Genomic DNA, 21,453 nt, shown 5'->3' on the forward strand with positions numbered 1-21,453 from the left:
TAGGCGGATCGGGTGGTATGGCTGGCGGTGAGGCCGGCGTAGACGGTGGCCGGGCAAATCCAGGAACGGGATTGGAAGGATTTGGTGGGGGCGGCGGAGGCGGCGGGGCAGCCGGCGGATCTGGCGGCAACGGCGGGCGTGGGACCGGATTCCCTGGCGGGCCTCCAGGCGGCGCTGGCGGCAACAGCGGTCACGGTGTCTATGTCACCGGCGCCAACACCATGATCATCAATTCCGGAACGATATCTCAAGGGCCGGCGAACCAGAACACCGCCATCAAGTATTCAGCCACGGCTCGCGATTCCACGCTTGTTCTGCAAGCGGGCAGCCAGATCATCGGCCTGGTCGACGCCACGGAGTCGGGTGGCAAGAATACGCTGGCTCTGGATGGCGGCGGCGCGCTGGCCTTTGACGTTAGCCAGATCGGAAGTGGCGCGCAGGCGCAATACCTGGGCTTCAATGCTTTCGAAAAAACGTCGGCCGGAACATGGACGCTGACAGGAACGCCCAGCCATACCCTCACACCCTGGACCCTGTCGGGCGGGTGGCTCGCGATTGCCGAGGACGCCAGCCTGGGCGACGCGGCCGGCGCTATCACGTTCAACGGCGGCGGACTGCAACTGGATGCCGACATCCTGACGCAGCGCGACATGCAGTTCGCGGGAGAGGGCGCGATCCGTGCGGCGGACGGCACGGTATCCGTGATGCAAGGCGCGATCACGGGATCGGGCACGCTGACCAAGACCGGCGCGGGCACGTGGATCATCGACCGCGACAATGCCTTTGCTGGCGACACGCTGATTGACGATGGCGTGCTGCAGCTCGGCACGGGTCAGACCGCAGGATCGTTGGGGGCGGGCGCTTTCGAGAACCACGCCGTCCTGGCCATCGATCGCGCCGACGCGGTCGTCATGTCCAACGCCATATCGGGTACGGGCGAACTGCGACAGGCAGGCCCGGGCACGACCACGCTGACCGGACCGCTCACCTATACCGGCGTCACGCGGGTGGACAATGGCACGCTGGTCCTCGACGGCACGTCGTTGGGCCAGGCCGATCATGCGATCGCCCGGGTCATCGGTGCGGGCAGTGCGGGCCTGGGCCTGGCCAACGGCGCCACGCTCGAAGGTTGGGTGGATGGGCCGAGTCTTTCCATCGACGCGTCCAGCCGGTGGCACATCTTGACCGACGCGTCCAACCCCGCGCAAGACAACAACCTCAGCACGGTCAACGAACTCCAGCTTGCCGGCAGCGTTGCCTTTGCGCCACCCGCCGAATGGACCACCGATGCGATCGGACGCACGTTGTCCGCCAACAACCTGGCAGGGGGCGGTGGTGAAGTGCAGCTGCACATGATTCCCACTGCCGCCGGCACCGTGGATTACCTGACCTTGAACGCCGGAGCGACGGGCTTGACCAATCTGACGCTCAACGCCGAGGGCGATTTTGGCGATCCGCTCCGAGGAAACGGCTTTCTGGTGGTCAAGGCAGGCGCCAGCACGGACAACGCTTTCAGGCTGACGCCGGGACAGGCTCCGCGGGGCGGTGCGTTTCGCTATGTATTGGCGCATGGCGCGCAGGACGGCTCGCCGGAACTCGCCAACAACTGGTACTTGATCAGCGAAGTCCGCCCCGAGGTCTCCATCTACTCGCAGTTGGGCGGGCAAGCCCTGCGGCAGTCCGAACTGGCGGTCGGCACTTTCAACGAACGTATGGGCGCCACCGAAACGCTGTCTCGGAAGGTATACCCGTTTGCCTGGGCCAGAACGCTCGGGGGCTGGGAAAACCGCGACGGCGCGTCGCGCGGCATTCTGCAATCACAGGTCGCAAGCCGCACGACGCTGGGCGGGCTGCAGGTGGGAACGGACTTGTTCGTGACCAACACAGGGATTCGCCGCAACAGCATTGGGGTGTTCGGGACTGCGATGGTCTCGCGCGCGCAGGTGGATCATTATCAGGAATCCACGCGTTCAACGATCGATGCCGGCCGCAGCGATCAGACGATGTACGGCCTGGGCGCGTACTACACGATGATGGACGGCAAGGGCGGATATGCCGACTTCGTCACGCAGATCAGCCGGTATGGCGTCCAAACGCAATCGAGCGGCGCGGCCGGCATGTCGCTACAAACATCGGGATGGGGCGTGGCGCTGTCGGCCGAAGCCGGCAAGGCGTTCGACATCGGCGACGCGTCCGAAGGGCTGCGAATTGAACCGCAAGCGCAGGTGATGGTCCAGCACATCAAGCTGCGCGACAGCGATGATGACCTTGGCCGCGTGGCGCTGCCCAAATCTCATGCGCTGCATTCGCGCGTGAGCCTGAAGCTGTCGAAAGCCTGGGGCGAGCAGGACGATGCGCAGAACCATGGGTGGCTCATGCTGAGTTACCGGCACACGCTGGGGGACTCGACCAGCTCTTACCAGACGCTGACGCAAGGCGATATCGCGTTCGACAACAAGCTGGATGGATCGCGCGTGGGCCTGTCGGCGGGCTATGACCGGCGGGCGGGCAAGAACACGTTCATCAATGTTCAGCTGAATGCCGAGCAGGGCCTGGGGGGCGAGTCGGGGTTGCTCGCCGTGGGTGGATCGGTCGGCATCAAGTATCTGTTCTAGCGAACACAGAACATCCCTCGCGTAGGCGCCCCGCCGCATAGCGGCTGCGCGGGTATTCGCTCATTTAGGATCAGTCGCATTTCGACGGCTGGAATCGGTGGCTTTGGAAGATTGCGGGCCAACGGAGTAAACGTACTCTCGGCGAATCCTGCGCGCATACACAGAATCAATTGCGCCGACGATATGGGTATCAATAATTACTTGAGACTACTCAGCCGACGTCGCGCGATGTCATTAATCGGAATTCAGCGCGCAACCGGCAAGTCCGGTGTTCCACGTTCTTAAAACCTCAAGCAGACGATTTCGCCTGGTGCAGCCCGATGCGCCGGGTGCCATTGTTTTCGTGAAGCCGCGCGTGAATCCACTACCCAGGATGAACCAGAGATGCACACGGATTCTTGCTTGGCGTTGCGACACGCACATTCGACCCCGACTCAAATCCACAAAGCGCGCGGCATCACGCTCAGGCTTTTCTTTGGCCTGTCCTTGATCTCTCTCGGCATGTCCCCGCATCCCGCTGCGCGCGCGCTGATCATTGGCGAGGCGGGCGTTGGCGGCGTTGGCGGGGCTGCCAATGGCGGCAGGGGCGGGGACGGCGGGGATGGCATTACCGCCCTGGATATCACGACGTCCTATACGACCTATGACGACATTGAAGGGGCGCCCGGCGGCGGGGGGGGCGGCGGCGGGGGCGGTGGACGCGGCGGTATCGTGGGGGGCGCGGGAGGCTCGGGAGGTAACGGCGGGCACGGCATCGTGATCTCGGGCGACGGCGTGGTCTTGCATAACGACGGGTACGCGATCAGCGGCGGCAAGGGCGGCGGCGGCGGGGGCGGTGGCGGGGGCGCTTTTCATATGACCGTGTCCAGTAATGGCGGCCGCGGTGGTGACGGAGGCGGGGGCGCGGGCGGCGGTGGCGGCGGCGGGGGTGGCGGCGGCGCGGACCTCACCTTTGGCGGCGCGTTTGGGGCAGGCTTTGGCGGAGATGGGGGCCACGCGGGTGGCAATGGTTCGTCGGGCGGAGGCAATATTCAGAGCCCAGGGGCCAGCAAGTTTGCAGGCGGTGGCGGCGGGGGCGGTGGCACCTACACCCATGGAGGAACGCCCGGCCAGGCTTTGTTCGAGAGTCAGATTTCCGGCATGGGTGGCGGGGGCGGCATTGCCGGCGGAGAGTCGGGGGTAGACGGCGGCATCGCCAACCCTGAAGCGGCCGAAGCGCTGGAGTTGGGGTTGAGCCGGCAAGAAATCGACGCCGTCCTGGACGGCTACGGCGGTGGCGGAGGCGGCGGCGGGGCGGCTGGCGGATCGGGCGGCAACGGCGGGCCTGGCAGCTACGTCGAGGGCGGCCCCGCGGGCGGCGCCGGGGGCACGAGCGGTCACGGCGTCTACGTCACGGGCGCCAACTCCGTAATCATCAATACGGGCACGATATCGCAGGGCCCGGAGAACCAGGACACCGCCATCAAATATGCCGCGACCGCCCGCGATTCCACGCTGGTGCTCAAGGCGCAGGGCGGCTGGGACAACCCGGACAGCCAGATCATCGGCCTGGTCGATGCCACGGAATCGGGCGGCACGAATACGCTCGTTCTTGATGGTGGCTGGGACGCCCGCCTGGACTACGACAACAACGTCTTCGATGTCAGCCTGATCGGAACCGGTGCGACCGGACCGGCCCAATATCTGGGCTTCAATGCCTTCGAGAAAACGTCGGCCGGAACCTGGAAGCTGATAGGCGGGACCGGCCAGGTCGGAACGCCGTGGACGCTGTCGGGCGGGTGGCTCGCGATTGACCACGACATCAATCTGGGTGATCGGTCAGGCACGCTTACCTTCAACGGCGGCGGGCTGCAGGTGGAGGCTGCGACGGTGATGGACCGTGACATGCATTTCGCCAGAGACGGCGTGATCCGGACAGGAAATCCAGAGCTGGCGACGCAAGGGCAGGCGGCGGACGTACACCTGTTCGGAAACATCACCGGATCGGGCGCGCTTATCAAGACCGGCGCGGGAACCTTGTCCATCGGTCGTGACAATGACGCCTTTTCCGGCGCGGTCGTCATCGAAGAAGGGGTGCTTCAGCTTGGCGCCGGCGGCACGCAATACGGTGGATCTCTGGGCGCAGGTGCGATCGAAAACAATGCCGTCCTGGCGATGTCTCAGCACCGAGGCGCGTTCTCCAATGCCATATCGGGTAGCGGCGAGCTGCATCAGTTGGAAGGCATGACGACGCTGACGGGCCCGCTCACGTACACCGGCATCACGCGGCTATTCGACGGCGCGCTTGAGATCCGGGGGACGTCGCTGGGCCATGCCGATCATGCGTTCGCCCGGGTCGTGGGTGCGGTTGGCGCCGATTTGCGTCTGGCAGGTGGCGCCACGCTCGACGGTTGGGTGGATGGACCCAGTCTCGCCATCGACGCGACCAGCAAATGGAACGTGCTGACCGATGCTTCCAACCCCGCGCAAGCAAACAACCTCAGCACCGTCGGTGAGCTTCGGCTTGAAGGCAGCGTCGCGTTTGCACCGCCCGCGGACTGGGCCCACGATGAGATCGGCCGAACGTTTACCGCCAACAATCTGGTGGGCAGTGGCGGCGAAGTGCAACTGCACTTGGGCCCCCCCGCCAACGGCGCAGCGGATTACCTCACCTTGAACGCCGGGGCCACGGGGCTGACCAACCTGACGATCAACACCGACGGCGGCTTCGGCGATGCCTTCAGCGGAAACGGCTATCTGCTGGTCAAGGCCGGCGCCAGCACGGACAACGCATTCCAGCAAACGCCTGGACAAGCTTCGCGGAGCGGCGCGTTCCACTACGTGCTGACGCATGGCGCGCTGGATAGCTCACCGGAACTTGCCAACAACTGGTACTTGATCAGCGAAACCCGCCCCGAGGTCTCGCTGTACTCGCAGCTGGGCGGCCAAGCGTTGAGGCAGTCCGAAGTGGCGGTGGGGACGTTCAATGAACGCATGGGCGCCACCGAAATGCTGGCGCGGAAGGTTTACCCGTATGCGTGGGCCAGAACGCTGGGCGGATGGGAAAACCGCGATGGCGCTTCGCGCGGCATCCTGCAGTCTCAGGTGGGAAGCCGCACGACGCTGGTCGGCCTGCAGGTGGGCACGGACCTCTTCGTGACCAGCCAGGGCATCCGCCGCAACAGTCTGGGCGTGTTCGGCACCGCGATGGTATCCCGAGCCGACGTGGATCATTTCCAGGCATCCACGCGTTCGACCATCAATGCCGGCCGCAGCGATCAGACGATGTACGGTCTGGGCGCCTACTACACGATGATGGACGGCAAGGGCGGGTATGCCGACTTCGTCACGCAGATCAGCCGCTATGGCGTGAAAACCCAATCGAACGGCGTGGATGGCATGTCGATGCAGACGTCGGGTTGGGGCGTGGCGTTGTCGGCCGAAGCCGGCAAGGCGTTCGACATTGGCGATGCGTCCAACGGACTTCGACTCGAACCTCAGGCGCAGGTGATGGTCCAGCACGTCAAGCTGCGCGACGGCGATGATGACGTTGGCCAAGTGGCGTTGCCGGCATCGCATGCGCTGCATTCGCGCGTGAGTCTGAAGCTGTCCAAAGCGTGGGGCGAGCAGGACGGCGCGCAGAACCACGGATGGCTGATGCTGAGCTACCGGCACACGCTGGGGGAATCGTCCAGTTCCTACCAGACGCTGACGCAAGGCGATATTGCCTTTGACAACAAGCTGGACGGATCGCGCGTGGGGCTATCGGCGGGCTACGACCGTCGGGCCGGCAAGAACACGTTCGTCAATGTGCAGTTGAACGCCGAGCAGGGATTGGGCGGTGCGTCGGGCTTGCGCGCGGTGGGTGGCTCGGTGGGGATCAAGTATCTGTTCTAGCGTTCGCAGATCAGGCGTCTGCGAATGACCGGCCCCACAGAGGTACTGGCCGCGTGCTGGCATTGCACGCCAAGCCATTGAATCGCCCGCCCCGCGTGCATGCGGGGCGGGCGATTTCCGTTGGCTAGTCGTCCAGTGAAGGCACGGTGCCGATCTGCATCAGGATGCGCGGCGATTCCATGTCGCCGGTTTCCTTGTCGATCATCACTTCATAGGCCGCGACGCCGGCAAATTTGGAGGCCATGGAATTCGCGATGCGGATGGCTCCGAATTCGCTGCTGGCCGGGCGGATTTCCCCGGGGGCGACGCCATTGGCGGCGGCGCGGTAGGGAACGACGATGTACTGAACGAGATGAGCAGCTTCTGACACAGGAATTCTCCCCTGGACGACAGTTTTTCGGGCGAGCGCAATGTATCACGTCGCACTGTGTTTTTGTACAGTATTTTTGCCACGGTCGCCAAGATATTTTTGCGAAGCGACTCCGCCGTTCAAGGAAAACCCCTAGCGTTTCGCCATTGCCCGCCCTCCGGCCCCGCGCTTAGTATTTTCGAAAATCCTCAGCGTTTTATAAAACCAGGGGCACGGAATGGAAGGGAACCGCTACGACGCCTACCGCGAAGACACCGCGGGCCGCGCCAATGTGGCCGACTCGCCGGAGCGGGTGGCCTATTACCAGGAGCTGGCGCGGCTGGAGACCGGCGCGCTGTGGACGGTGGCGAACAAGATCGAGCCGTGGGCGCCGCGGTCGGCGTCCGTGCCCGTGGTCTGGCGCTATCAGGACCTGCGCGGTCACGTGCTGCGGTCCGCCGAACTGGTGTCCCCCGAAGAGGCGGGACGTCGCGTCATCTACCTGAACAATCCTGGCCGGCGCGACGTGGCGGCCGCGGTGGGCTGGCTGTATTCCGGGCTGCAGGTGATGCGGCCGGGCGAGCTGGCGTCCGCGCATGCGCACACGCATTCGGCGCTGCGCTTCATCATGGAAGGACAGGGCGCGTTCACGGTGGTGGACGGCCACAAGATGACGCTGGGGGCGAATGATTTCGTGCTGACGCCGAACGGCACCTGGCACGAGCACGGCGTGGCCGAGGACGGCACCACCTGCATCTGGCAGGACGGCTTGGACATCCCCCTGGTCAACGCACTGGAAGCGGGCTTTTATGCCGTGCATCCAGACCTGAACCAGACCGTCACGCACCCGGTGGACGACACCAGCGGCGCGTGGGGCGGCGTGGCGCTGCGGCCGCAGGTTTCCGGATGGACCAAGCCGTATTCCCCGCTCTTCAAGTATGAATGGGAGCCCACGTACGAGGCGTTGCGCCGCTACGCGCGCACCACCGCGGGCAGTCCCTACGACGGCATCCTGCTGGAATACGTCAATCCGGCGACGGGCGGCCCCGTCATGCCGACGATTGGCGCCAGCATGCAGCTGCTGCGTCCCGGCGAGCACACAAAGGCGCACCGGCATACCGGCAGCTTCATTTACCAGGTGGCCAAGGGCAGCGGCTTTTCCGTCATCGACGGCAAGCGCTATGACTGGACCGAGCGCGACATCTTCTGCGTGCCGTCCTGGGCCATCCACGAACACGCCAACCTGTCGTTCAACGACGACGCATGCCTCTTCTGTTTCAACGATCTGCCCGTCATGCGCTCGCTGGCCCTGTATCGCGAGGAAGCGGTGCAGGACAACGGCGGCCATCAGCAGCTGATCTAGTTTCTGAACGCAAACCGCCGCGCCGTGGCGGCCGGTTCCATCAACCTTTGACCTTCTGGAGTTCCCGATGCGCCTGGTGACCTTTCGCGCTCATCCCACCGCCGCCGCCCGCCTGGGCGCGCTTGTCGACGGCTACGTGATCGACCTGTTCCTGCTGGGTCAGGAAGGCGGGGTCGACTTGCCCGACGACATGTTGGAATTCATCGATCTGGGTCCGGTGGCAGTCGCGCAGGCGACGCGTCTCTTGGATACGTTCCGTGGCAACTGGCCGGTGGGCAGCGCGGTGCCGCAGGAGAACGTGAAGCTGCTGGCGCCCATCCCGCGTCCGCGCAAGAACATCTTCGGCATCGGCTTGAACTACGTGGAGCACGTGGCCGAATCCAGTCGCACGCTGGACACGTCGGCCGACCTGCCCAAGCAGCCCGTCATCTTTTCCAAGCCGCCCACGACGGTGATCGGACCGGGCGACGCCATCGAGCACAACGCGAAGATCACGCAGCAACTGGACTGGGAAGTCGAGCTGGCGGTGATCATCGGACGCCGCGCGTCGCGCGTGGCCGAGGCCGATGCGCTGTCGTACGTGTTCGGCTACAGCGTGATGCTGGACATGAGCGCGCGCGATTGCCGCCGCGCCGGGCAGTGGATCTATTCCAAGGGGCAGGACACGTATGCGCCGTTCGGACCGTGCATCGTGACCGCCGACGAGATTCCCGATCCGCAGGTGCTGGACCTGTGGCTGACGGTCAACGGCGAAAAGAAGCAGGGTTCGAACACGCGGCACATGTTGTTCAAGGTGCCGTTCCTGATCTCCGACATCAGCGCGGGCATCACGCTGGAGCCGGGCGACATCATTGCCACCGGCACGCCGGAGGGCGTGGGCGCCGGCCGCAAACCGCAGGAGTTCCTGTGGCCGGGCGACGTGGTCGTGGCCTGCGTCGAAGGCATCGGCACGCTGCGCCACCCGGTGGTGGCCGTCTAGGAGCGCCGCGCTTGAAACCCAGAATCAAGGCCCCGCGTGAGGATGCGGCGGCAAACGGCGGCGCCGAGATCGAAGACATCACGCTGTCCGAACAGATCTACCGGCAACTGCGCCGCGACATCATGCGCGGCGCGTTTGCGCCGGGCCAGTCGCTGCGGCTGGAATTGCTGCGCCAGCGCTATGGCGGCAGCTTTTCGCCGATCCGCGAGGCGCTGAACCGGTTGCGCAGCGAACGCATGGTGCTCACCACGACGTCGCGCGGGTTTCGCATCGCGCCGCTGTCCGTGGACGAAATGCGCGATGCCTGCGAGACCCGCATCCTGATCGATTGCGACGCGTTGCGCCGGTCGCTGGCCAATGCCGACGACGCCTGGGAGGCTCGGCTGGTCGGCGCGTTTCACGCATTGGCGCTGGCCGCGCGGCGCGCGGACGCCGCGCCGGGGCTGGACCCGGACCGCGAGGACGCATTGGAAGCCCGTCACCAGGATTTTCATCAGGCGCTGATCGGCGCCTGCCGCTCACCCTGGCTGCTGGACCTGTCCGCGCAGTTGTACGCGCAGACCGAGCGCTACCGCCGGCCGGCGCGCGCGCAAGCCATGGCGTACGGCCCTGAACGCGATGTTGACGACGAGCACCGCGCGCTGCTGGATGCGGCGGTGTCGCGCGATGCTGATCGCGCGGTGGCGCTGCTGGCGGCGCACTACCGCGAGACGGCGCAGGTCATCGCGCGCATCCTGTCCCTGCCCGAGGGACAAGCGGCGGCCTAGCAGCGCGATGCCGTAAGCTTGTCGTCCATGGCAGACCTGAAACTCCTCGAAGACCTGATTGCGCTGGCGCAGACCGGCAGCTTCGTGCGTGCGGCCGAGCTGCGGCACGTCACGCATCCCGCTTTCGGGCGGCGCATCCGTGCGCTGGAGACGTGGGCCGGCACACCGCTGGTGGAACGCCAGCGCCTGCCGGTGACGCTCACGCCCGAAGGCGAGACGTTGCTCAAGACGGCGACGCAGGTCGTCGAGCAGATGGGGCTGGTGCGCCATCGCATCCGCAGTTCGGGCGCGGGCGGCGAGGCCGTCCTGCGCATCGCCACGGGCCGCAGCCTGGCGCGCACGCTGGTGGCGGACTGGATTGCGCGGCTGCGCCACCGCACGCCGCGCGTGCTGACGGACGGCACGCAGGTGGAGCTGTCCACCGGCAAGGCGCAGGACCTGGTGGTGCGGCTGGAACAGGGCAAGGTCGACCTGTTGTGCTGCTACGAGCATCCCGCGCTGTCCGTGCCGCTCAGCCCTTCGCGCTATCGGTATATGACGCTGGCGACGGACAAGCTGGTGCCGGTCAGCCAGATGGATACCCGGGGCCGGCCGCGCTTTCTGCTGCAGGAGGGCGGGGCGCCCGTGCCGCTCATCACCTACACCGGCGGGCTGGCGATGGAGCGCATCGTGGGGGATCGGCTTGAGGCCACGCCGTATGCGCTGACGCCGTTTGTGCGCAGCGATTCCCTGGACGCGGCGCACGGCGCGGTCGCCAAGGGTGTGGGGGTGGCTTGGCTGCCGTGGTCCATGGTGGCGGCTGACTGCCGGCGCGGCGCGTTGGCTGAGCTGGGCGGACGCAGCGACGAGATCGCATTCGAAGTCCGCCTGTACCGTCCGCGCGCGCGGCTGACCGACCTGGCCGAAGCCGCCTGGGAAGCGACGGCGAATCGCAAGGCGTGAATTCAGGTCTGGCCTCGGGTCCGGATTCCTGCGCCTGAAGTTCAACGTCTTTTGTTCAGTAGCTGGAGTTCAGCGACCATATCTCGCCGCCAGAATCCCGATCAGCACAACGATGTGCCGCTTTGGCACGGACTGCCCCTGGGCCGCGCTCGAAAATAGCTCCCGAAATCAAATGAGACGGCTCCGCCGTCCACCCACAGCACCCCAGGGAGAAAGTCATGAAGTCCATCTTGAAGCCGCTGCGTGCGGCGCTAGTCTCGTTGTGTGCCGCCTCGGCGCTTGCCGCGGCCCCTGCCGCGAGCGCGGCCGATTATCCGTCCCGCAGCATTTCGCTGATCGTCGGTTACCCCGCAGGCGGCAGCCTGGATCTGACCGCGCGCCTCTTGGGCGAAGAACTGGGCAAGCGCCTGGGCCAGACCGTTGTGGTCGAGAACGTGGGTGGCGCCGGCGGCACGATCGGCGCGCAACGCGTGGCGCGCGCCGCGCCGGACGGCTACACCATCTTTTTGGGCTCCACCAACGAAATGGTGATCGCCCGCATGATCAACACCGCCGTCAAATACGACAGCGCCAAGGACTTCACGGCGCTGGGCATCGTGGCCTCGCAGCCGATGCTGCTGGCCGCCAGCAAGAACTCGGGCGTGAAGACCGCCGCCGACTATCTGGAAAAGCTGAAGGGCGCCGCGCCCGGCACGTTCAACTACGGCTCGTCGGGCGTGGGCACGACGCTGCACCTTGCCGGCGAGATGATCAACCAGGCCACCGGCACCCGCGCCGAGCACGTCCCTTACCGCGGCGTGTCGCCTTTGGTGACCGACCTGATGAGCGGTCAGCTGGACTACGGCATGCTGGTGCTGTCCTCCGGGCTGCCGCAGGTGCGCAGCGGCAATATCGTCGCGCTGGGCCTGACCGAGAACAAGCGTTCGCCCGCCGCGCCCGAGATCGCGCCGCTGGCCGCCACCAAGGGCTTTGAGTCCGTGGACATCAACCTGTGGTTCGCGTTGTACGGCCCGGCCGGCCTGCCCGAGCCGGTGGTGACCAAGCTGCGCACCGTGCTGGATGAAACGCTGAAGTCGGACCAGTTCCGCGCCAAGATGCAGGACGCCGGCGGCGAAGTGGCCAAGCCGGGCGTGGACCCGGTGGCGTTCCAGGCCGAAGAAACCAAAAAGTACGGCGCGCTGGTCAAGGCCGCCAAGATCGAAGCGCAATAAGGCTGCGCGCGACGCATCACACCATCGAAAGACCAGGCATCAAGCGGATATCACCATGGAATTCAAGCTCCCCGTTCCCGACATCGCCGCCGAGCGCGCGGGCAATACCGACACGCCGGGCGTGTGGCACTTTGATTCGGGCGTGCCGGGACGGGCGCTCATGGTGAGCGCGCTCGTGCATGGCAACGAGTTGTGCGGCGCCTGGGCGCTGAAGGACCTGCTGGCCTCGGGTCTGCGCCCGCGCCGCGGCAGCCTGACGCTGGCCTTTTGCAACCTGGACGCGTTCGACCGCTTCGATCACGCAAACCACGATGCGTCGCGTTTCGTGCAGGAAGACATGAACCGCGTCTGGAGCGCCGAGCGTCTGGACAACCCCACGTCGCCGGACCGCCAGCGCGGCGCGGCGCTGCGCCCTTGGGTGCGGCGCGCCGACTGGCTGCTGGACCTGCATTCGATGCACGAGCCGGGGGCGCCGCTGCTGTTGACGGGCGTGCTGCCGCGAAATATCGCGCTGGCGCGCCGCCTGAAGGCGCCGCAGCACGTCATCGTGGACGCCGGCCACAAGGACGGCGTGCGCATGCGCGACTTTGAACACTTTGGCGACCCGGCTCGCGACGACGCCTGCGCCCTGCTGATCGAATGCGGCTTTCATGGCGACCTGTCGTCGCGCGATGTGGCGCGCGACATGGTGGCGCGGATGCTGGTGGAATCGGGCGTGATTGACGCGCCGGACCTGCCCGAAGGCTGGCTGCTGCCGGATCCGGCGGCGCAACGCGTGCTGGAAGTGACGGACGCCGTGGTGGCGCCTTCGATGAATGTGCGGTTTGCCGGCCCCTGGTCGGGGCTGGAAACGTTTGAAAAGGCCGGATCGCTCATCGGCTGGGCCGACGAGCAGCCGGTGGTGACGCCTTACGCCAACTGCACGCTGATCATGCCGTCGCTGCGGCAGTTGAAGCCCGGCGTGACGGTGGTCAGGCTGGCCCGCGACTACGCTGCGGGCTGAGGGGGGCGCTTACTTCTGCGGCGTGTAGCGCAGCTCGTCGAGCTGATAGCCCTGCGCCGTGGCGGCGGCCAGCGCCTTGTCCAGTTCTTCCTTGGGCAGCTTGGGTGAGCGCGACAGGATCCACAGGTACTTGCGATCGGGCGTGCCGACGACGGACCAGCGGTATTCGGGATCCAGGCCGATCACCCAGTAATCGCCCTTGAATGGCTTGAAGAACGTGACTTCGAGCTTGGCGTTGTTGCTGCCTTCGACCACCGTGGCGGTACCCGACGCCGAATCGATATCCCCGTCCTTGGTGCGGCAGCGGTTGTTCACGCCGATGGTGCCGTCCGGATGCGCGGTGTATTCGGCCGTGGTGTCTCCCACGCAATTGCGCTGGAAGAACATGGGGAAGTTGGCGATTTCGTACCACATCCCCACGTAGCGTTTCAGGTCGACGGATTCCACGGTCTGCATGGGCGGCGGCGCGGCGTGGGCAATGCCCGCCACGCTGACCGCCAGGGCCAGCAGAAATTTTGCGGTGCGGCGCATGGATAAAACCTCCTGATGTGACTGGTAAGGCCCGCGCGCGCACCCCGCAGGGGCGCGGCGCGGACCAATCCCTAACGATACGCCTTATTTGCGCGGCGCCTTGAGCGCGGCGTGATAGCGGCTCACGTAGGTATCGAAGTCTTCAGTGTCCGACTGTTCCAGGCGGAGCTGTTCGGCGGCGGACGCTTCGGCGGCTTGCTGATAGGCTGTGGCCACGTCGGCCGGCAGCGGCTGCGCGCGCAGCGCATCCGCATGCTTGCGGCTCAGCGCCAGCGAGTAATCGTGGAACGACAGGCCGCTGTCCTTCAGTTCGGTCAAGAGGCGTGCCGAGGGCGTGGTGTCGGGCTGGTCAAGCTTGGCGCGTTGCACCGCCAGCGCATCCGCGTAGGCGGTGCCGCCCATGGCGCTGTCGTACAGCGCCGCGTACGGCGCGATCTGGTCCAGCAGTTCGTGGCCCCACTGCGCCAGGCCGATGGTCTGGCCGTCGCGGTCCAGCGCGAGGCCCGGTTTGCGGCCTTCCTTGACGACGACCGAGAAGTTGTCGGCACTGCGCTGACAGTAACCGTTGGCGGGGAAGAACGGGCTGTCCGAGGCCGTGCAGAACAGCAGGAAGGCGTCGACGAAACGGGCGGTGGTGGCGTCGATGCCGACCGGCGAATACGGATCGATGTCCAGGCAGCGCACTTCAACGTACTGCACGCCGCGTTCGGCCAGCGCCGTGATGGGGCGTTCGCAGCGGCCCGTGGCGCGCTTGGGGCGGATGCTGGAGTAGTACTCGTTTTCGATCTGCAGCACGTTGGTGTTGAGCTGGATCCATTCGCCGTCGCGGTGGGTGCCGATCTTTTGATAGTCGGGCCAGGGCTGCGTCACGGCGCCGTACAGGCGGCCGAGGAAGGTGTCCAGGTCGTTGTAGCAGAGCTTGAGCTGCGACTGCGCCTTGTTCTGGTAGCCCAGGTCGCTCATGCGCAGGCTGGTGGCGTAGGGCAGGTAAAGGGTGTGGTCGCCCAGCTTGTCCAGCGCATGGTCCTGACCTTGCAGGAAGCCGCTGGCCAGCGCGGGCGCCGAGCCGAACAGGTACATCAGCAGCCACGAATACCGCGTGAAGTTGCGGATCAGGCCGATGTACCCGCGCGAGCGGCGGTCCTGGCCGGAGCCGGGCTGCGTGTCGAGCACGGACCACAGGGCTTCGGGCAGCGAAAAGTTGTAGTGCACGCCGGCGATGCATTGCATCGTCTTGCCGTAGCGTTCGGCCAGACCGCGGCGGTAGACGTGCTTGAGCATGCCCGTGTTGGACGTGCCGTACCAGGCGATGGGGATTTCAGGTTCGGGCGGCAGCGTGGCCGGCATGGACTGATTCCAGATCAGTTCATGGTCCAGCACGGTGTAGACGTGGCGGTGCGTGTCGGCAAGCTCGGCCAACAGCGCGTCCACGTTGTCGTGCGTGCCCGTGATGAGCTCGAGCAGCGACTCGGAATAATCGGTGGTGACGTGTTCGTTGGTCAGCGCCGAGCCCAGCCCGGCGGGGTGCGGCGTGCGGGCCAGGATGCCCTGTTCGTCCACGCGCAGGCCTTCTTTCTCGATGCCCCGCAGGGTCTGGGTCAGCATCGAGCGGTTGGCCTCTAGGCGGGCGAGGCGGTTGGCGGCAGTATCGGTCACGGATTGTTCTCGTTGGGGGCTGTCGCCGGATTTTACGGGGTGCTGGCCTCCTGTGCTGAGGGAACCAGTACTGGGGACAGGGACAATGTCTGGGCGGTGCGCGCCAGCCATTCGTCCAGGTCAGCATAGACGGGATCGGCAATGGGGGCGGTTTCGTTGAAGATCTCGTGCCACGCGGTGTCGTACCAGCGCAGCGTGAGCAATTCAGCAGGCGCCCGCTGGGCGAACTGGCGGCTGCCTTCGGCCGCCACGATGGAGTCGTCGCCGGCCACCATCAGCAGGGTGCGGCAGGGCAGCAGGCTGGCTTCGCGCAGCGCCTGCTGGCCGGCTTCGTCCACAAAGCGCGCCAGCCGCCCGGTCATGCGGCGCCGCACCAGGGGATCGGCGCGGTAGGCCTTCACAACCGCCCGGTCGTGGGAAATGCGGGCGGGCGCCAGGCCGTGCGGGACGCGCAGGTCGGGGGCATGCAGAGACATCCATGTCAGGGTGCGGCGCACCCATTGCGGAACATTGACGGCAAAGGGCGGGGAGCTGAGCACCAGCCCGTCCAGGTCGGCCAGCCGGCGCTGGGCGATGCGCACGGCGACCAGGGCGCCCAGGCTGTGGCCCAGCAGAATGGACGGACGGCCGCAGGCCTGTGTCCAGTCCTGCAGCCGGTCCACGGCATCGGTGACCAGGTCTTCCTGGTCACGCAGGGTGGCGGGGTGTCCGCCGGAGCGGCCGTGACCGCGGTGATCGTGCGCGCCCACCGTCCAGCCCCGGGCGGTCAGCCAGCGCGCCAGCCGGTCATAGCGTCCGGCGTGCTCGCTCAGGCCGTGCAGCAGATAGATGCTGGGCCGGGCTGCCGGCTGCCCGTCTGCGGCCTGCGCGTCACGGGAGTGCCCGTCATCGGATAGCCCGTCACCGGAGTGCCGGCCACCGGATAGCCGGCCTCCGTCGCCCGCTATCGGAGGCGGGACATTTGGCGCGGCGGGCCAGCAATAATTGGCGAGCAACGTGCCATCGGGCGCGGGTGCCATGGAAATCGGCGACAATTTCTGGATTCCTCGAAATGACGGGACCCTGGAGTCCTCGGGTAATGACGATTTCATCGCTGTTTCGTTTCATGTTCAAGAAAGCGGGCGTTTTTTTGACGCTGACGTTGGCGTTGGCGGCTTGCTCGCCCAGTTACAACTGGCGCGAGATGGATGTGGCGGACGGCCACGTCCGCGCCGCGTTCCCCGCCCGGGTGTCGACGGAAACCCGCGAGTTGAAGCTGGACACGCACGCGTTGAAGTTCACGATGGCCAGCGCGACCGTCGGCGAAGCGGTGTTTGCCGTGGGATCGGCGCCCCTGCCACCGGAGATCGCGGCCAGCCCCGCGGCCCGGCAGGCGCTGGGCGTGGCCCTGATGCGGTCGCTCTACACCAATATGCAGGCGCCGCCGCCCAACGAATGGCCGCCTTATGGCCAGGAAATCGAGGTGCGCGGCAAGGCGGTGGGCAAGCCCGGATGGCTGCAGGCCAAGGTGTGGGTGACGGACACGATGCTGATCGAGGCCGTGGCCGCCGGCACCGAGGAAAGCCTGCCCGCCGAGCGCGCGCGCGAATTCCTGCGGTCCGTCGTCATCAAGCCTTGAACTCGAGCAGGCCCAGCCGCAGCGCCGCCACCACGGCCGCGCGCCGGCCCCGCACGCCGAGGCGGCTGCAGGCGTTGCGCAGGTGGAAATTCACGGTGCTTTCGCTGACGCCCAATATGCGGGCGGTTTCCCAGCTGGTTTTGCCCGCGGCGGACCACCGCAGGCACGCGGCCTGTCTGTCCGATAACGGCAGGCAAGCTGCCTGCCGGTCTGCCAGATGCAGGCCGGCGGGTGGAATGGCGCTGCGGACGGCGCAACGCGATGAGTGGGCAGGAATGCGCATCGGTGTGGCGGACATGGCGGCGAGGACGGGGTGGTCCTGTTGTGAACAATGCGTCCATGCTGCGGCGACCGCCCCGGCCGGGGCAAGCAATGATGCCGTGACGCATCAATTTTTTTATCTCTGACGGAATAGTCCATGTTGGCCATCGCGCAGTTCTACCTGTCAGCCATTGTGCTGATGCTGCCCCTGCTTTCCTGCGTGGGAATCGGGCTTTACTGGGGCAAGCGCGATCTTCCTTTCGGCGGCAACTTCATCACCACGCTGGTCACCTCCGTCACCACGCCCGCGCTGGTGTTCCACACCTTCGTCACCACCCACCTGGACAACCGCGCGCTGGCCGACGTGGCTGCAGCAACCCTGATCGCCCTGCTGCTGTGCGCGCTGATTTGCGCGGCGCTGCTCAAGGCCTGGAAGCTGCCTGTGCTGAGCCTTCTACCCACGGCGTTCCAGCCCAATGCCGGCAACCTGGGCCTGCCGATTTCGCAACTGGCGTTCGGCGACGCGGGCCTGTCGGTGGCGGTGGCTTTTTTTGCGGTGAGTTCCTTCGTGATGCACACCATCGCGGTGCGCATGCTGCCGGGCGTCAACACCAAGGGAAGCTGGAAGAGCCCGATCCTGCTGGCGTCCGTGGTGGCGGTGGCGCTGCGTCTGCTGGACGTGCCGGTGCCCGCGTGGATCATCGAGACGGCGCGCATGCTGGGCGCGGTGACGGTGCCGCTGATGCTGCTGAGCCTGGGCCATGCGCTGGCGCTGATTCCGTCGAACGGCCTGCGCGACGGCGCCAAGGTCGGTGCGATCCGCCTGGTGGCGGGTCTGTTGACCGGGCTGGCCGTGGTGTGGGCGATGGACCTGGAGCCGGTGCTGGCCGGTGCGCTGACGCTGCAGATGGCCATGCCGTGCGCGGTGGTCAGCTACATGTACGCGCGGCGCTATACGCCGCTGGGGGACACCGCGGCGGGCGCCGTGCTGGTGTCCACCGTCGTGTTTCTGCTGCTGGCGCCGCTGATGCTGTGGTTCTCCCACGGGCAGTAGGGGCGCCGGGCGGCGGGGTCAAGTCCCGCAGTCAAACCCGGCAGTCAAACCCGGCAGTCAAACCCCGCAGTCAAGCCCGGCAGTCAAATCGCGCAGTCCGGCCGCGCGGTTCAGCCTGCACCCGCCAGCGTGCGCAACTGCGTCATCAACGCATCGGGCAGGTCCAGGCCGTGCTTGACCGCCTCGTCGCGCAGCTTGCGGCGGCGGTCGCCCGGCAGGCGCACGCCTTCGTCTTCGAGCATGGCGTCGACCAGCGTTTCCACGCGTTCCAGGTAGACATCGTTACCCGCCAGCGCGTTGGGATCGATCGCCATGAATGCCTGCCCCAGCCGCGCCGGTCCGCCTTCATCCACAAAGAACGACTCGTTCTCGTAGCCGAAGCGCGCGCCGGTCAGCGCGCAGGCCATGAGTTCGACAATGAGCGCCAGCATGGCGCCCTTGACGCCGCCCGCGGGCAGCATGCTGCCGGCCAGTCCCGCCTTCGGATCGGTGGTGGGCTGGCCCTCGGCGTCCAGCGCCCAGCCCAGCGGAATCGGCTGGTTGTCGCGTGCGGCGATCATGAGCTTGCCGCGCGCCACCTGCGATAGCGACAGGTCGATGACCAGGCGAGCGCCGCCGCGTCGGGGGAAGATCGCCGCGATGGGGTTGGTGCCGAACAGGGGGCGCTTGCCGCCCCAGGCGGGCATGGCGGCAGGCGAGTTGCTCAGCGCCAGCCCCACCATGCCGGCGTCCGCCAGGGCTTCCAGGTGGTAGGCCGCTTCGCCAAAGTGATGGCTGTTGGCCACGCCCACGAACGCAACGCCATGCTCGCGGGCGCGGGCCGTGGCCTGTTCGACCGCCATCGCGCAGGCGGGAAACGCCAGGCCCGAACCGGCATCGATCAGCGCCGCGCCGCCGCGTTCGTTCACAAGGCGCGGCACGGCCGAGCCGATGGCGCGACCGGTGCGCAGATGACCGGCGTAGAACGGCACGCGCGACAGGCCGTGAGAGCTGAGCCCCTGGCTTTCCGCGAAGACCAGTGCGCGGGCGGTGCTGTCGGCCATGACCGGGTTGGCGCCGGCGGCGGCAAGACCGGCCGCGGCCAGGTGTTGAAGTTCGTCCAGATAGATGTGAGCCATATCCTTCCTGTCGTGTGAGGCGCGCCGCGCCTCGTCAGCGTGCGCGGGCGTCAAGCGCCATTGTCACACCGGCGGCCACCATGTCGGAAACGCGCGTGTTGGCCTCCTGCGTGAGTCCCGCGATGTGCGGTGTCAGGATCAGGTTCGGTGCGTCGGCCAGCGCACTGCCGGCGGGCAGCGGTTCCTGCTCGAAGACATCCAGCGCCGCGCCGCGCAACCGCCCGGCCCGCAACGCCGCCGCCAGCGCGGCTTCGTCCACGATGCCGCCACGCGAGGTGTTGATGAGGATGGCGCCGGCGCGCATGCGTTCGATGCGCGCGGCGTCCAGCAGATGCCGGGTCTGGGGCGTGAGCGGCAGGTGCAGCGTCACGACGTCCGCCTGGGCAAGCAGATCGTCCAGTGACAGCGATTCTGCACCTGCTTCCTGCCACGCGGGATGGTCGGGCGGCAGGGCGGCATCGCTGCCCACGATGCGCATGCCCAGCCCGCGCGCAAGCTGCGCGGCCAGGCGGCCGATGCCGCCGAATCCCACCACGCCCAGCGTGCGGCCGTGCGCTTCCAGCCCTTGCGACAGCGCATTGCGGGGCCACGCTCCGGCCGCCACGTCCGTGGTGGACCCATAGGCGCCGCGCAATAGCGACAGCATTGTGCCGACGACGTATTCGGCCACGGCGCGGGCGTTGGCGCCCGTGGCGGGAATGACCTTGATGCCGCGCGTCTCGCATCCCGCCAGATCGATGTTGTCGAGCCCGACGCCCAGCCGGCCCACCGCAACCAGGCGCGGCGCGGCGGCCAGCACCTCCGCGTTCACCTGAGTGCGGTTGCGCACGATGAGGGCGTCGGCATCCGCGACGGCGGCGAGCAGCGCGCCGCGCTGCTCGACCAGTTCGGGCGCGTACTGCACGTCGAACCGCTGCTGCAGGGCCTGGACGGCAGGCGCGTCCATGAACTCCGATATCAAAACTCGCATCTGCCGGGCTCCTTTTCGTGGTGGCAGGTTGGCCGCGTCAGGCGACCTGGATGTTGGCGTCGCGGATGATCTTGGCCCAGCGGTCGACCTCGGACTTCAGGTACGCGCCGAACTCTTTGGGGCCGCGCGGCTGCGGCACGAAGCCCAGTTGCAACAACGACTGCTGCATGGCGGGCTGCGAGACCTGCTTGACGATGGCGTCGCCGATGCGCTGGACCAGTTCAGGTGGCGTGCCGGCCGGCGCGAGCACGCCCGTGAAGTTCTCGACGATCAGGTCAGGCAGGCCGGCTTCGGCCGTGGTGGGCAGGTCGGGCAGGTCCTTGCTGCGCTCGCGCGTGGTGATGGCCAGCGCGCGAAGCGAGCCGTTCTTCACGTGCGCCAGCGATTCCGGGTAGTTGGAGAACACCACGTCCAGATGCCCGCCGATCAGGTCCGTGAGCGACGGCGCGCCGCCCTTGTACGGCACGTGCATCAGCGGCACACCCGTCAGCTTCTGATACAGCGCCAGCGTCAGGTGCGGCGGCGTGCCGTTGCCGCTGGAACCGGCCGACAGCGGCTTGGCCTTGGCCGCGCGCGCCAGGTCGTCCATGGTCTTGATGTTGCTCTTGGCGTTGACCACCACCATGATCGGCGACGACGCCAGCCCGGCGAGCGGGGTCAGGTCGCGCGTCAGGTCATATCCGGCCTTGCCCGCGAACAGCGTGGCGTTGGCCGCGTGCGACAGCGTGATGGCCAGCCAGGTGTAGCCGTCGGGCGCCGCGTTCGACACATGCGCCGCGCCGATGTTGGCGCTGCCCCCGGGTTTGTTTTCGACCACCACGTTCCAGCGTTCGGCGTCCGCCAGCGCCTTGCCCACCTGGCGCGCGGCCACGTCGGTCAGGCCGCCCGGCGGAAACGGCACCACGTAGTTGATGGGACGCTCGGGCCACGCGCCTTTCTGCGCCAGCGCGCGTTCCCACGGGGCCAGCGCACAGAGGCCGGCGGCGCCCAGGGCGCCCAGCAGGCGACGGCGCTGCGCATCGTGCAGGGAATAATGCGGTTCGCTACTCATCTGTCTTCCTCCTTGGGGATAACGCCCGGGTAGGAATGCGTACGCCTTTGCTGCCGCGGACTGCGCCCGGGTCTGCAGGTTCTTGTCGT

General features: G+C 66.9%; 18 protein-coding genes. 10 read left to right on the forward strand and 8 right to left on the reverse strand.

The window, feature by feature from the left end; all coding sequences use genetic code 11:
* The first annotated feature begins 221 nt into the window (after positions 1 to 221).
* On the forward strand, positions 222 to 2,615 hold the full coding sequence (locus HV681_RS22735; RefSeq protein WP_175125127.1) for an autotransporter outer membrane beta-barrel domain-containing protein: 2,394 nt from the start codon (positions 222 to 224) through the stop codon (positions 2,613 to 2,615).
* A 501-nt stretch (positions 2,616 to 3,116) separates the two neighbouring features.
* Positions 3,117 to 6,491, forward strand: coding sequence for an autotransporter outer membrane beta-barrel domain-containing protein (locus HV681_RS28050; RefSeq protein ID WP_175125128.1), 3,375 nt, complete (start codon positions 3,117 to 3,119; stop codon positions 6,489 to 6,491).
* A gap of 124 nt (positions 6,492 to 6,615) precedes the next feature.
* On the opposite strand, the gene HV681_RS22745 is transcribed toward HV681_RS28050, so the two are convergent.
* Positions 6,616 to 6,861, reverse strand: coding sequence for a hypothetical protein (locus HV681_RS22745; RefSeq protein WP_056327580.1), 246 nt, complete (start codon positions 6,859 to 6,861; stop codon positions 6,616 to 6,618).
* Positions 6,862 to 7,078: 217 nt separating this feature from the next.
* Here HV681_RS22745 and HV681_RS22750 point away from each other — a divergent pair, with 217 nt between their 5' ends.
* From HV681_RS22750 to HV681_RS22775, 6 genes are all read left to right on the forward strand, one after another.
* Positions 7,079 to 8,203 (forward strand): cupin domain-containing protein, encoded by a 1,125-nt coding sequence (locus tag HV681_RS22750; protein WP_175125129.1) that lies wholly within the window; start codon positions 7,079 to 7,081, stop codon positions 8,201 to 8,203.
* 67 nt (positions 8,204 to 8,270) lie between these two features.
* A complete protein-coding gene (locus HV681_RS22755; RefSeq protein WP_175125130.1) occupies positions 8,271 to 9,182 on the forward strand; it encodes a fumarylacetoacetate hydrolase family protein in 912 nt (303 codons plus the stop codon).
* Positions 9,183 to 9,193: 11 nt separating this feature from the next.
* Positions 9,194 to 9,949, forward strand: a complete 756-nt coding sequence (locus HV681_RS22760; protein ID WP_175125131.1) for a GntR family transcriptional regulator — start codon at positions 9,194 to 9,196, stop codon at positions 9,947 to 9,949.
* 27 nt (positions 9,950 to 9,976) lie between these two features.
* Positions 9,977 to 10,891: a LysR family transcriptional regulator gene (locus HV681_RS22765; RefSeq protein WP_175125132.1), complete on the forward strand. Its 915-nt coding sequence runs from the start codon at positions 9,977 to 9,979 to the stop codon at positions 10,889 to 10,891.
* Between the two features lie 218 nt (positions 10,892 to 11,109).
* A complete protein-coding gene (locus tag HV681_RS22770; protein ID WP_175125133.1) occupies positions 11,110 to 12,102 on the forward strand; it encodes a Bug family tripartite tricarboxylate transporter substrate binding protein in 993 nt (330 codons plus the stop codon).
* A gap of 55 nt (positions 12,103 to 12,157) precedes the next feature.
* Positions 12,158 to 13,105, forward strand: coding sequence for a M14 family metallopeptidase (locus HV681_RS22775; protein WP_175125134.1), 948 nt, complete (start codon positions 12,158 to 12,160; stop codon positions 13,103 to 13,105).
* A 9-nt stretch (positions 13,106 to 13,114) separates the two neighbouring features.
* Here HV681_RS22775 and HV681_RS22780 read toward each other — a convergent pair whose 3' ends face one another.
* The 3 genes from HV681_RS22780 to HV681_RS22790 all read right to left on the reverse strand — a co-directional run bounded on the left by HV681_RS22780 (position 13,115) and on the right by HV681_RS22790 (position 16,311).
* Positions 13,115 to 13,636: a lipocalin family protein gene (locus HV681_RS22780; RefSeq protein WP_175125135.1), complete on the reverse strand. Its 522-nt coding sequence runs from the start codon at positions 13,634 to 13,636 to the stop codon at positions 13,115 to 13,117.
* A gap of 84 nt (positions 13,637 to 13,720) precedes the next feature.
* Complete coding sequence (gene gshA, locus HV681_RS22785) at positions 13,721 to 15,292, reverse strand: glutamate--cysteine ligase (protein WP_175125136.1); 1,572 nt, start codon at positions 15,290 to 15,292, stop codon at positions 13,721 to 13,723.
* 32 nt (positions 15,293 to 15,324) lie between these two features.
* Positions 15,325 to 16,311, reverse strand: a complete 987-nt coding sequence (locus HV681_RS22790) for an alpha/beta hydrolase (protein ID WP_254595044.1) — start codon at positions 16,309 to 16,311, stop codon at positions 15,325 to 15,327.
* A 59-nt stretch (positions 16,312 to 16,370) separates the two neighbouring features.
* On the opposite strand from HV681_RS22790, the gene HV681_RS22795 reads away from it, so the two are divergent.
* Positions 16,371 to 16,910, forward strand: a complete 540-nt coding sequence (locus tag HV681_RS22795; RefSeq protein WP_175125138.1) for a hypothetical protein — start codon at positions 16,371 to 16,373, stop codon at positions 16,908 to 16,910.
* Here HV681_RS22795 and HV681_RS22800 read toward each other — a convergent pair.
* Complete coding sequence (locus HV681_RS22800) at positions 16,900 to 17,193, reverse strand: helix-turn-helix domain-containing protein (RefSeq protein WP_254594340.1); 294 nt, start codon at positions 17,191 to 17,193, stop codon at positions 16,900 to 16,902. The genes HV681_RS22795 and HV681_RS22800 overlap by 11 nt on opposite strands.
* Before the next feature lie 135 nt (positions 17,194 to 17,328).
* Here HV681_RS22800 and HV681_RS22805 point away from each other — a divergent pair, with 135 nt between their 5' ends.
* Positions 17,329 to 18,225, forward strand: a complete 897-nt coding sequence (locus HV681_RS22805; RefSeq protein WP_175125139.1) for an AEC family transporter — start codon at positions 17,329 to 17,331, stop codon at positions 18,223 to 18,225.
* 110 nt (positions 18,226 to 18,335) lie between these two features.
* Here HV681_RS22805 and HV681_RS22810 read toward each other — a convergent pair whose 3' ends face one another.
* Genes HV681_RS22810 through HV681_RS22820 form a run of 3 tightly spaced genes read right to left on the reverse strand, consistent with a single transcriptional unit; the run spans position 18,336 to position 21,364 of the window.
* Positions 18,336 to 19,343 carry an Ldh family oxidoreductase gene (locus tag HV681_RS22810; RefSeq protein ID WP_175125140.1) on the reverse strand — a complete coding sequence of 336 codons (1,008 nt, stop codon included), beginning with the start codon at positions 19,341 to 19,343 and terminating at the stop codon, positions 18,336 to 18,338.
* 34 nt (positions 19,344 to 19,377) lie between these two features.
* A complete protein-coding gene (locus HV681_RS22815) occupies positions 19,378 to 20,313 on the reverse strand; it encodes a hydroxyacid dehydrogenase (protein WP_175125141.1) in 936 nt (311 codons plus the stop codon).
* Between the two features lie 37 nt (positions 20,314 to 20,350).
* The gene (locus HV681_RS22820) at positions 20,351 to 21,364 is read right to left on the reverse strand and encodes a Bug family tripartite tricarboxylate transporter substrate binding protein (RefSeq protein WP_175125142.1); all 1,014 of its coding nucleotides are present in this window, start codon (positions 21,362 to 21,364) and stop codon (positions 20,351 to 20,353) included.
* Between the last annotated feature and the right edge of the window lie 89 nt (positions 21,365 to 21,453).

Source organism: Achromobacter animicus (genome assembly GCF_902859585.1).
Taxonomy (GTDB): Bacteria; Pseudomonadota; Gammaproteobacteria; order Burkholderiales; family Burkholderiaceae_B; genus Achromobacter; species Achromobacter animicus.